Source organism: Microcoleus sp. D3_18a_C4 (genome assembly GCF_036702415.1).
GTDB lineage: Bacteria > Cyanobacteriota > Cyanobacteriia > Cyanobacteriales > Microcoleaceae > Microcoleus.
Map to the genome: position 1 here is coordinate 1 of NZ_JAUBTI010000157.1, position 11,050 is coordinate 11,050.

The following is an 11,050-nucleotide window of genomic DNA, read 5'->3' on the forward strand; positions in this document are numbered from 1 at the left end:
TTAAGAATTGTTTTATAAAAAAAAACTGATGCACAAATATGATTTTCTGTCAACTTAATTTAGATGCGTTTACCCTGGGGGCGTCACAGGAAGAGTCGCCTGAGTTTTTGCGGGGAAAGCAGCGGGCGAAAATGGAGGCGATCCAACGCTTGCAAGCAGTAGGCTTGACCGATGAGCAAATTGCGAAATGCTTGGATATGACACTAGAAGAGATTCGACAAGTCGATTTGACAGAATAGAATATAGAGCAAAGGCTAATGGCTGATGGATTCCCGGCTCAAGCTTGGATAGAGCATCCGATATCTAGTTTTGGTAACTCGCCCAATCCATTTTTCCACTGGGTTAAAATAATAGATAAGTCACTTTAAAATAGATTGACCGTGAGATTCATTAACCCCAAAATCGAGTTTGCCTTCAAAAGAATCTTCGGCTCCAGCGAAAGCAAACCAATTTTAATCAGCTTTCTCAATGCCATGATTTATGATGGCAATCCCACCATCGCCGACTTAGAAATTATCGACCCGTATTTAGCATTGAGAGTTCCGTATCTCAAAGACTCTTACCTGGATGTCAAAGCCCGGCTTGCAGGAGGCGCAACTGTAATTATCGAGATGCAAGTTTTAAATGTAGAATCTTTTGCGAAACGGGTGGTTTACAATACTGCGAAAACTTACTCTACTCAACTGATTCGCGGTGAAGGTTACTTTAAGTTAAAACCTGTAATTGCTTTGACAATTACTGATTTTGAAATGTTTGACAATGACCGAGAAGTAATTTCTCACTTTGTGTTCAAGGAGAAAAAGCGTTTATTTGATTATGTCGATCCAGAGATAGAACTGATATTTATCGAATTGCCGAAATTCAACAAACAATTGGATGAATTAGAAACTTTGACTGACAAGTGGGTTTATTTTATGAAAAATGCTCCCAGTTTGGAAGTAGTACCGCAAACAATGGAAACAGTCTCGGAAATACAGCAAGCGTTTGCGATTGCTAATGAAACTAACTTGAATCCAGAAGAGTTGGCAGATTTAGAAGCACGCGAAAGGTATATTCTGGATCAGCAGGGAATCTTGCGAAAGGGAATTGAAGAAGGACTCGCACAAGGGCGAGAAGAAGGCAGAGAAGAAGGCAGAGAAGAAGGACTCGCTCTAGGAATGAGAGAAAAGGCTCTAGAAATTGCTAGGCAACTTATCAATGTCCTTGACAATCAAACCATTAGTAAAACAACTGGTTTGAGTGTTGAAGATATCGAAAACTTGCGGGAGGAATGAAAGGAAGGGACAAAGTGCGATCGCACAATTAGTAAACCTTTTATCGCTACTAGGCTCAGCCTGGTAGCGCAGGTTTTTGAGGCTTTGCCTCTTTGATTGAGAATGACGCAAAATATTAACTCTCATCGACATAATCCTCAAGGATGAGTCTGCCCTCTCTCTAAAGGAAGATTTCAATAAACCAGTAAATTCCGTATGATGCTGTAAAAGTCAGTTAGAGGGGAAAGCTATCTCCGACTCTAGCTCCGAATAACTGACCAATCTTACAATATAAAAAAATACATCTCATGACATCAGTCACTCCCAATCAAACTTCCTCTCAATACGAAGTTAGCGAACCCGAAGAAAAAATTGACTCTCTGGTAGAAGAAGTTAAGCCAGAAAGCGAACTCGATTTAGAATTCCTCTACACCAGAGACATTGAATTCCGCCAAGAAACAATTTATTTCCTTGTAGTCGATCGCTTTTACGACGGCGACCCCACAAATAACGAAGGCCCCAACCCAGAACTTTACGATCCAGAAGGGAAAGATTGGGGCAAATATTGGGGGGGCGACTTGCAGGGAGTTATCGACAAACTCGACTACTTAAAAGATATGGGAGTTAGCGCAGTTTGGCTGACTCCACTGTTCGAGCAAGTTGAAGCATTATTTGTCGAACAAGCAGCAATTCACGGCTACTGGACTAAAGATTTCAAGCGACTAAATCCCCGCTTTATTGCCACAGGCGACAATCCTTCTATTAACCAAACACAAGAAAGTAAAGATACGGTATTTGACAAATTAGTATATGAGTTGCACCAGCGAAACATGAAACTCGTGCTCGATATTGTCTGCAATCACAGCAACCCAGATTTTAGCGGCAAAAAAGGGGAACTCTACGACGACGGCGTAAAAATAGCTGACTTTAACGACGATGAAGATGACTGGTATCACCACTACGGCGAAGTCAAAAACTGGGAAGATGAATGGCAAGTCCAAAACTGCGAACTGTCGGGTTTAGCAACTTTCAACGAAAACAATATTGCATACCGCAATTACATTAAGTCAGCAATTAAACAATGGCTGGACAGAGGTGTTGATGCTTTGCGCGTTGATACAGTCAAGCATATGCCTATTTGGTTTTGGCAGGAATTTAATGCTGACATTTTAACACACAGACCTGATGTTTTCATTTTTGGCGAATGGATTTACAGCGACCCTAGAAACGATCGTTCTGTGGAATTTGTCAACGAGTCGGGGATGACTATTTTAGATTTTGGTCTGTGCGTGGCAATTCGAGAAGTATTGGGAAAGGGTGCGGAGGCGGGATTTCAGTTAGTCCAAGATGTCCTGAATTTGGATCACCGCTACTACGGGGCGACGGAGTTGATTACTTTTATTGACAACCACGATATGCCGAGGTTTCAGTCGTTGAATCCCGATCCAGAAATGCTGCTGTTGGCGATAGGTTTAATTATGACGACTCGCGGCATTCCCTGCATTTATTACGGCACCGAACAGTATCTGCACGATGATACAGATGGGGGAAATGACCCCTACAACCGCCCGATGATGGAAAAGTGGGATACTGATTCGCCGATTTACCGAGCTGTGCGTTTGCTGTCGGGATTGCGGCGGCTGAATCCAGCTATTTCGATGGGGAGTCAGTGGCAAAAATATCTAACTCCTGATGTTTATTGTTACGTGCGCCGCTATCGCGATTCTGTGGTGTTTGTAGCGATGAATCGTGGCAATTCTGTTACAGTTGAAGAGGTTGATACTGAGCTGCCTGATGGAGAGCATACGGAGGTTTTATCGCGCCGCAAGTTTGAAGTTAAAGATGGGAAGCTGTACAATTTAGAGTTGGGTGCGCGGGAAGTAATGATTTTTAGCCGCGTCGGAGAGCGAGTTAAGGCGACAACTATTGTGCGGGCGCAGCTTAACAGCGTTCAAACTCAGCCTGGGGAAAGAATTGTGGTGATTGGAGATTGTCCTGAATTGGGGAATTGGGATATTAGTAAGGGCTACCCGTTGGAGTATATCAATACTAATACTTGGTTTGGGGAAATTCCTTTTAATGAAAGCGCGGGTAAGTTGATTTCTTATAAGTATGCGCTGCTACGGGAAGGACAGTCGCCGCTGCGAGAAAATCTGGTTTGTCGCCGCTGGGTTTTAGTTTCGGAAGGGACTGTGAAATGGCGGGATAAGTGGGCGAGTGGACGGGAGTCGTGATTTTTAATCAACAGGCTTTCCGGCCTGTTTTACCAGTTTTTAATGAACAGGCAAGATGCCTGTTCCACAACCAAGTTTCTGTTTTGTGGAACGGGCATCTTGCCCGTTGCTGATATTACGAGTTTAAAGCGATCGCAACTTCTCGACTAAAATATCGACATAAGGTTCGCTGCTGTGCTGGTTCACAACCATTTCGTAGCCCCGCTGCGCTTGAGATTCAGCTTCTTGAGGATTTTTTAGCAAATGGACGATCGCCTCGCGCAAACCTGCTGCATCTCCCACATCTACCACTTTAGCAATATCCGGGGCCGTTAAATAATCGACGAGACCTTGAGTCCGAGTAATGGCAACCGGCCGCTTGCAGGCCATTGCTTCCAGTAAAGCCGTACCTCCAGCAGCATATTTATTGTCTACCAAACACACTGCAATTACGTCTGCATCGCGGTAAAGCTGCACTAAATCCGGCCATTCGTAGAATTTGCGCGACATATTTTCTGGCATAGTATCGGGGAAAGCTTGCGATAAAGCCTTGGCATCTTTAGAAAAACCGCTAATTTTTACGTCAACATCTAAGTCAGCAGTTGCTGCTGCTAAGAGTCGGTAGTCGCGCTTTTCTAATCCGACGCTAACAACTGTTTGCCGCTTTTTCTCGCCAGAAGCTGGGCCAGGTGTGAAAAATTTGGTGTCTGTCTGTTCTAGAAGCACTAAAATGCGCGATTCAAGTATAGCTAAATAGCTGCGGAGGAAGTTTATTTGAGGGCGGGCGTTGACAATGAATACGTCAATTTTGTCAGCCAAACCGAATAGTTTCAGGGCGACGCGGCCGCGCAGCCGATCGATATTGTGGAAAAATACAACAATTTTCGGGCGATTAGGCAATTGGCCACACACCGCCGCTACTGGAATCCCAATGTCCTCGCCCGTACAAAATATCACGTCGTCGCTGCTGACTTGCTCGGACAATTTGCGCGCGGCGGCCCAATGTTCGGGTTTAGAAGAAATTTTCGATCGCAGCTTGTCAGTCAACGATATCGCTTCGCCATCCGGCGCGTGGACGGTGGCATTTAAGCGTTCTCTGAGAGCCCGCAGGACGTGGCGAGGGCATTTGCCGAGTTGTGCATCGCGGTCAATCCCATCTAGGTCTATTTTGCGACCTAATGCCATATGGTATTTCAAAGTATTCTCCTTATAATTGTGGTGCTGGTACAAATTATCTAACCTCATAAAATTCTATCCTCTACTGTTGAAAGTGCTGGTGCGATCGATCAGTCGATTTTAGATTTTAGATTTTAGATTTTAGATTTGACTCTACAGATGAATCTGGGGGGTTCTCCCTAATGTCTAAATTTTTGTGAGTTCCACCAATCCGGTCTGGGGCTTGTATCGCAACGGCGCTGGTCGATTTGAGATTTGAGATTTGAGATTTGAGATTTGAGATTTGAGATTTGAGATTTGAGATAAATCTGGGGGGTTCTCCCTCATGTGTGAATTTTTTTGAGTTCCACGAATCCTTTCTGGGGCTGGTATCGCAAGGGCGCTGACGGTTAGGAAACCGGGTTATCGACACCTGCGCGCAAATCCTGTAGGAATAAAAAACAGTGACACGCGCCGATCGATTCCGAGGACTTAAGCTTTTATGCTGAAGTTAGCTAAAAAATTTATGTTTAACCTCATGTATATTTCTCCAGAGCAAGACCAAAAAATTCGCTACACCCTGCGCGAGTGCGGTCAAGAAGCTTACAAGCTCGCAGCCCAACCTTTTGAAGTTTCGGAGAAAGGGCCCAACGACTACGTGACGAGTATAGATCAATACCTAGACCGACAACTATCGGCAGCATTTAGCGCTTTGTTTCCTGAAGACGGCAGGATCACGGAGGAAAACGCCGCCTCCAGAGCAGCTTACTGCGCCAATTACCAGCGCCTGTGGTGCATCGATCCCCTCGACGGAACTGAAGAATTTATTCGGGGAAAACTGCACTACGCTTCGATGGTGGGGCTGCTGCTTGAGGGGGAACCGATGGCCGGCTGGATCTACGCCCCGGCTTTTGACCAAATGTATTTTGGCGGCAAAGATTGGGGATTGTTCCAAACTGTGGGAGCCCAAGCGCCGCAGCCGATCGCCCTGTGCAAACCCCCGGCTCCGACAGCGGAAAATTGTAAAATTATTCTCGGAGACAAAGACCAAAAAAACTACGCCCGGGCGATCGCCCAAAGCATCCCCGGAGCCGAATTTTACTCGCTGGGAAGCTTTGGCTTAAAAGTGATGGAAGTTATCTTCGGTCGAGCTGGTTTGTACCTGTATCTTAACGGCAGAGTTAAAGTGTGGGATACCGCCGGCCCTCTGGCTCTAGCAAAAGCAGCCGGATTGGTTTGTTGCGACTTGCAAGGTCAACCGCTGAGGTGGACTAAAGATGCGATCGAGCCGGAGACTCTGGCCCACACGCAGTCAATCGCGATCGGCTGGCCGGAATACATAGAACCTCTGTTGGGCAAAGTTCAACAGGCAGTGGCAGGCTTGTAAACCCGTTTAAGATTAAAGAATCTGCCAATTTTACGTGAACCGGGCCTCTGCACCCTTATCATCAATTAAAGGAGCAACGGATTGTTTGTGTTCCCAAACATCGATCGTTCCCTAGCTGTTGGGTGTCGCCTAATCATATTTCCCACCTCCGCGAGTTTGCGTCAGGAACCTCAGCCCTGACGGCGTGAGGCTTGGAAGAGTAATCTGACAAGCCATTCTGACGGGCCTTGCGTCTTAACTGACTGCGTTTTTTGAGTCACGACACTCCTTGAATGCGAAGCCAGTTTTGGGCTCTGTCGCTGAAGGTTAAACAGCTCTCAGGTAACAGGGGCAGTGCTTTGGGCCCAACAAGCTCACTAAACCAACGCGCAGGCTAACATCACCCCGAAAGGGAGGCTCGAAAGAGCAAAACACTATGCGTACAGGGCTGGGAAGTTTGAGGCGGTAATTGTCCCGCTGAAAGTGCAACACAAAAGCACACTCCCGCCAACCAGTCCCAAGGCGGTAGTAATCAAAAAAAGACAATATAAAGCCGTCCTAGAAGGACGGGGTTTCTACCCATTTTTTTGATGAAGACAGAAGCTTTCAGTGAGCTATTCCCTCTATTTAAGGGTGCTAACCCAGAAACCTTGGGAGGGCTGCTATCAAATGCCGTCAAGCATGAGTATCCCCCGGGCCGAGCTGTGGTGATGGAGGATTCTTGGGGCAACGCGATTTACTTTGTCGTGTCTGGCTGGGTAAAAGTCCGGCGCTTGTCAAACGATCGAGCTGTATCAATGGCTATTTTAGGACGGGGTGCCTTCTTCGGCGAAATGGCCATTCTGGACGAATCTCCCCGATCGAATGACGTACTTGCTCTATCGCCCGTGCGACTTCTCAGCGTCACAGCTCAGCGATTTATCCAAACGCTGTTTAAAGACCCGCAATTGCACCACCGGATGCTGCAACTGATGGTACGGCGGCTCCGCCAAACCAATCACCGCTATCAACTCCGAAACCGCCAGCCAGCGGTTAAACTAGCAAATACTTTAGTCGAGCTGGCAGAAAACTACGGTCAGAAAACTGCTGAGGGCAAAGAGATCTTCAATATTCCTTATGAAGACTTAGCTGATGTCACAGATATCACCCTAGATGAAACCAGCAAAATTATGGAAAAACTCGATAGTAAAGGTTGGATCAAAATAGATCCAGACCGCGAAACTATCCATTTGATCAACCTCAAGCACTTGATTAATTTGGCAAGTCAATGACTGATGTTACTTCTTTGGATACCTCGTCGGCTGCCGACAACCGTCAGGGGCAACTAACAGCACCGACAATTCAATATTCTGTGGCGATGCCCAATCCTGAATCCCACCTCTTTGAAGTAACTTTGCGCGTGCAAGGTTGGTCGGAGCCGGTTCTGGATTTAAAAATGCCTGTCTGGACTCCCGGTTCTTACTTGGTTCGAGAATACGCCCGCCACCTGCAAGATTTTAGCTCCCATGCGGGCGATTCCCTACGGGATAGCTACGCCGCGCGTGCTTTACCTTGGCGCAAGCTCAGCAAAAATCACTGGCAAATCGAGACCGATTCGGTGTCAGATGTCACGGTTTTCTACCGCATTTTTGCCAACGAACTGACAGTGCGAACCAATCATTTAGACTCGACGCACGGTTATTTCAATCCGGCGGCTTTGTGCTTTTTCTTGCCCGGTTTTGAAAGCAACTGCTACACCGTAACCGTTGTGCCACCGCAGCCCGGATGGCGCACCGTTACGACTTTGCCACCTGTTTCCGGCCAAAATCTTACTTTCGCTGCTGCGGATTTTGACACTCTCGTAGACAGTCCTTTTGAGATTGGCTGTCACGAAGTATACGAGTTTGAAGTGATGGGAAAACCCCACCAGCTAGTTGTTTGGGGAAAAGGCAATTTAGAACCAGATCGGGCGATTCGAGACATCCAAAAAGTGATCGAAGTCGAGGCAAAAATGTTCGGCGGTTTGCCTTACGAACGCTATGTGTTTTTCCTGCATTTGTCCGGCTCTGGTTTTGGTGGTTTGGAGCACAAGGAGAGCTGCACTCTCAACTATCCGCGTTTTGGTTTTCGGGCTAAGGAAAAGTATGAACGCTTTATTCAGTTGGTAGCTCACGAGTTTTTTCACCTGTGGAATGTCAAGCGCATTCGACCGAAAGCTCTCGAAGTATTTGACTACGAAAAAGAAAATTACACTCCTTCTTTATGGTTCTCTGAAGGCACTACCAGTTATTACGATTTGGTGATTCCTTTTCGAGCGGGTATCTACAGCGTGAAAGGTTTTTTCCAAGGTATGGCTAAGGAAATTACTCGCTTGCAGACGACTCCGGGGCGGAGCGTGCAGCCTCTGAGCGAGTCGAGCTGGGATGCCTGGATTAAACTTTATCGCCGGGATGCTAACAGCGACAACTCGCAGATTTCCTATTATTTGAAAGGGGAAATTGTGTCGTTTTTGCTGGATTTGTTGATTCGCGCAAAACACGGCAATGAGCGATCGCTCGACGATGTGATGCGTTTGATGTGGCAGAAGTTTGGCAATGCTAATTCGGCCCAAAACGGCGATTTTGACCTGAAGTCGGGAACAGACGGCAAATCGGCGCATTTAACCTCAAACGGACAGTTAAATTCTCCTTCGCTGCCAGCAGAAATAGGCTTTACTCCCGAAGAGTTGCAAAGTGCGATCGAGTCCGTCGCCGACATTGATTTGAGCGACTTTTTTACGCGCTATATTGACGGTACAGAAGAGTTGCCTTACAACAAGTATCTGCAACCTTTCGGGCTGGAACTCACCGCAAGTGAAACTAGCGAAACACCTCGCATCGGTTGGACGTTGGGAACGGAAAACGGGCGGGAAATGGTTAAATTTGTCGAAGTAGGATCTCCGGCACAATTGGCCGGAATTGATGCTGGAGACGAGTTGCTGGCGATCGAAGGTTTTCGGGTAAATGCAGAACAAGCGGGCGAGAGACTAAAAGATTTCAAGCCTGGGGATATCGTCTCGGTGACAGTTTTTCACCAAGACGAACTGCGGACTTGTCCTGTTACTCTCGCCGCGCCGCGCCCGATGCGTTACTCGATCGTGCCGGTGGAACAGCCCACCGCTATTCAGAAACAAAACTTTACTGGATGGCTGGGAGTTCCTTTATCAAAATTGTGACCTAACAGAAGGTGAACGGGAAAGAAAAGACCAGAAGAAATCAAGCTCAATTCCCAATTCCGCTAGCATCATCCTGGTAAAATTGAATCACCCGTCAATACTCAACTATCATTCAGTTTTTCGACTGACAGTTAACAGTCAACAGTCAACAGTCAACAGTCAACAATAATTCCGGTTGCACCGGAATTAATATTACCAATTACCAATTTTGATTATGCAAACCCCACCTCCTCCATCAATTACGCCCCGCCAGATGAATCTGCTGAGAATTGTTGCTTCTATGGCCTGGGCTGACGGCCAACTCGCCACAGAAGAAGTTAATTTAATGCTCGATCGCTTTTGTCGTTTGTTTGCCCCTGATACCGACGGACAACAAATGCAACAAGAACTGCGGGATTACGTCATGCAAAATATCCCCCTTGACGAGTTGATCGGCCAACTAGAAACTCAAAATGAAAAGGAATTAGTCCTGCAACTCGGCTATGAAGTGATTTCATCTAGTTCTCGCACTCCCGATGAACCAAAAATTAACGCTGAGGAAGCCGCAGCTTATCAAAAATTAGTACAGTTGCTCAATCTTCCAGAGGATGCGGTCAAGCGTATTGAAGCTGAATCATCGGCAGGAGATAGTTCGGAGGGAATTGTCGAGAAGATGGCTAAAAAATTAGAAAAGTTCATCAAAGGTTAATTTTGGACTTGTGCGCGCTTTGCTTAGAAACCCGGTTTCTTCCTAGATTTCTCGTTACTAAACCTGGAATTTTTCCTAGAAACCGGGAATAAGCCCCCCATGCGTAAGTCTTGTTAGGTAAGTATCGGAATAATAATTTTATGAGTGCAACTATTTACAACTAAAGCTGAAGGGAAACAAACCGGATTGTGACTCCCAATTTCCTAAGATATAGTAACAAATAAACACCGAAAAGTTGAGAATGTTTTTCATAGCCGAGAACGGTAACAGAATTTGCGTGAAGCGAAGCTATCCCGCAGGGAATCGCCCTTCCCGTGCGCTGCCTTCCCCTTAACGATAATTAGGGACTTAGGCAAAGCCTAAATCCCTAATTGATCTACCGATTTTTGGCGATGACTGAAAGTGAAGCCAACCAGTCATTAGTGCGGTAACTTGCTGAGGGCGTGCCAAGTTCTGTAGCCGACAATTCCATCTTGCGGTAAAGCCTTGCTCAGTTGCAATTGTCGCACTGCTACATCTGTCATCGGCCCGAATAATCCGTCAATGAAGCCGAAATAGTATCCATTGATTTTCAAGACATTCTGAACAATTTTAACAGCATTACCAGAACTGCCCTTCATGACGATCGGCATATTCACAGGTGCACCAGAGTATAGTGCTTCCCAAGTGATAGGGCCGACAATCCCATCTTCTTTTAAAAAGACGCGGTGTTGATAGCCTATGACCCCGTTTTGAACTTGGACGCCGAAGATACCGTCAATGGCGCCGAAATAATAACCCCAATGATATAGAAGCTGTTGTAGTTCCTTGACAGCTTGACCTGTTGAACCCCTTTGCAAAGTCGGTTTGTTTACTCCAGTGGTTGCAGCAAATGCAAGAGTTGATTGAGCAGTAGTATCGGCGACGAGAGCCATAGTTTCATTGTTCAAGCTTCTTTCTTCGGTGTACATAATGTGGTTCCTCTCAACATTTAAGTTTTTGTCTTTGATATTTCAGGTATAACTGGTGGGATTTGTGGATGCACAGTCGCTTTTTGGAGTGTCACTCCTGTGAGTGTCACTCGTTTGAGTTACCCGTTGGTTTGTCGTAAGGATCGCGAATTAAATAGGGCTTGCTGAATAATCGATCGCTTTCTGGCGATCGGGAGTGCTCGATATATTTAAGCCGAGTTAAATATGAGTT

The 11,050-nt window shown here is 46.2% G+C and carries 9 protein-coding genes; 7 read left to right on the forward strand and 2 right to left on the reverse strand.

Annotation, left to right across the window (positions count from 1 at the left end; genetic code table 11):
- Window positions 1–38 precede the first annotated feature (38 nt).
- The 3 genes from QUB16_RS31700 (at window position 39) to QUB16_RS31710 (ending at window position 3,487) form a co-directional block, all read left to right on the forward strand.
- On the forward strand, window positions 39–239 hold the full coding sequence (locus tag QUB16_RS31700) for a hypothetical protein (protein WP_333322243.1): 201 nt from the start codon (window positions 39–41) through the stop codon (window positions 237–239).
- A 141-nt stretch (window positions 240–380) separates the two neighbouring features.
- Window positions 381–1,274, forward strand: a complete 894-nt coding sequence (locus tag QUB16_RS31705; protein ID WP_333322244.1) for an Rpn family recombination-promoting nuclease/putative transposase — start codon at window positions 381–383, stop codon at window positions 1,272–1,274.
- A gap of 287 nt (window positions 1,275–1,561) precedes the next feature.
- On the forward strand, window positions 1,562–3,487 hold the full coding sequence (locus tag QUB16_RS31710; RefSeq protein ID WP_333322246.1) for an alpha-amylase family glycosyl hydrolase: 1,926 nt from the start codon (window positions 1,562–1,564) through the stop codon (window positions 3,485–3,487).
- Window positions 3,488–3,610: 123 nt separating this feature from the next.
- Here the strand turns inward: QUB16_RS31710 and QUB16_RS31715 are convergent, their stop codons facing one another.
- Window positions 3,611–4,651: a glycosyltransferase family 4 protein gene (locus QUB16_RS31715; RefSeq protein ID WP_333322247.1), complete on the reverse strand. Its 1,041-nt coding sequence runs from the start codon at window positions 4,649–4,651 to the stop codon at window positions 3,611–3,613.
- 496 nt (window positions 4,652–5,147) lie between these two features.
- Here QUB16_RS31715 and QUB16_RS31720 point away from each other — a divergent pair, with 496 nt between their 5' ends.
- The 4 genes from QUB16_RS31720 to QUB16_RS31735 all read left to right on the forward strand — a co-directional run bounded on the left by QUB16_RS31720 (window position 5,148) and on the right by QUB16_RS31735 (window position 9,868).
- Window positions 5,148–6,008, forward strand: coding sequence for an inositol monophosphatase family protein (locus QUB16_RS31720; protein WP_333322248.1), 861 nt, complete (start codon window positions 5,148–5,150; stop codon window positions 6,006–6,008).
- 569 nt (window positions 6,009–6,577) lie between these two features.
- Window positions 6,578–7,258, forward strand: a complete 681-nt coding sequence (locus tag QUB16_RS31725; RefSeq protein ID WP_333288543.1) for a Crp/Fnr family transcriptional regulator — start codon at window positions 6,578–6,580, stop codon at window positions 7,256–7,258.
- Window positions 7,255–9,180: a M61 family metallopeptidase gene (locus QUB16_RS31730; protein ID WP_333322250.1), complete on the forward strand. Its 1,926-nt coding sequence runs from the start codon at window positions 7,255–7,257 to the stop codon at window positions 9,178–9,180. The genes QUB16_RS31725 and QUB16_RS31730 overlap by 4 nt, the downstream gene beginning before the upstream one ends.
- A 214-nt stretch (window positions 9,181–9,394) precedes the next feature.
- Window positions 9,395–9,868 (forward strand): TerB family tellurite resistance protein, encoded by a 474-nt coding sequence (locus QUB16_RS31735; protein ID WP_333322251.1) that lies wholly within the window; start codon window positions 9,395–9,397, stop codon window positions 9,866–9,868.
- A gap of 419 nt (window positions 9,869–10,287) precedes the next feature.
- Here QUB16_RS31735 and QUB16_RS31740 read toward each other — a convergent pair whose 3' ends face one another.
- On the reverse strand, window positions 10,288–10,818 hold the full coding sequence (locus tag QUB16_RS31740) for a peptidoglycan-binding protein (RefSeq protein WP_333322252.1): 531 nt from the start codon (window positions 10,816–10,818) through the stop codon (window positions 10,288–10,290).
- Window positions 10,819–11,050 lie beyond the last annotated feature (232 nt).

What these genes read in the sequence shown, in the direction of transcription:
- QUB16_RS31710 (WP_333322246.1), top strand. Translation starts at nt 1,562, where the DNA reads ATGACATCAGTCACTCCCAATCAAACTTCCTCTCAATACGAAGTTAGC.
- QUB16_RS31740 (WP_333322252.1), bottom strand. Translation starts at nt 10,818, where the DNA reads ATGTACACCGAAGAAAGAAGCTTGAACAATGAAACTATGGCTCTCGTC.
- QUB16_RS31700 (WP_333322243.1), top strand. Translation starts at nt 39, where the DNA reads ATGATTTTCTGTCAACTTAATTTAGATGCGTTTACCCTGGGGGCGTCA.
- QUB16_RS31730 (WP_333322250.1), top strand. Translation starts at nt 7,255, where the DNA reads ATGACTGATGTTACTTCTTTGGATACCTCGTCGGCTGCCGACAACCGT.
- QUB16_RS31725 (WP_333288543.1), top strand. Translation starts at nt 6,578, where the DNA reads ATGAAGACAGAAGCTTTCAGTGAGCTATTCCCTCTATTTAAGGGTGCT.
- QUB16_RS31715 (WP_333322247.1), bottom strand. Translation starts at nt 4,651, where the DNA reads ATGGCATTAGGTCGCAAAATAGACCTAGATGGGATTGACCGCGATGCA.
- QUB16_RS31720 (WP_333322248.1), top strand. Translation starts at nt 5,148, where the DNA reads ATGTTTAACCTCATGTATATTTCTCCAGAGCAAGACCAAAAAATTCGC.
- QUB16_RS31735 (WP_333322251.1), top strand. Translation starts at nt 9,395, where the DNA reads ATGCAAACCCCACCTCCTCCATCAATTACGCCCCGCCAGATGAATCTG.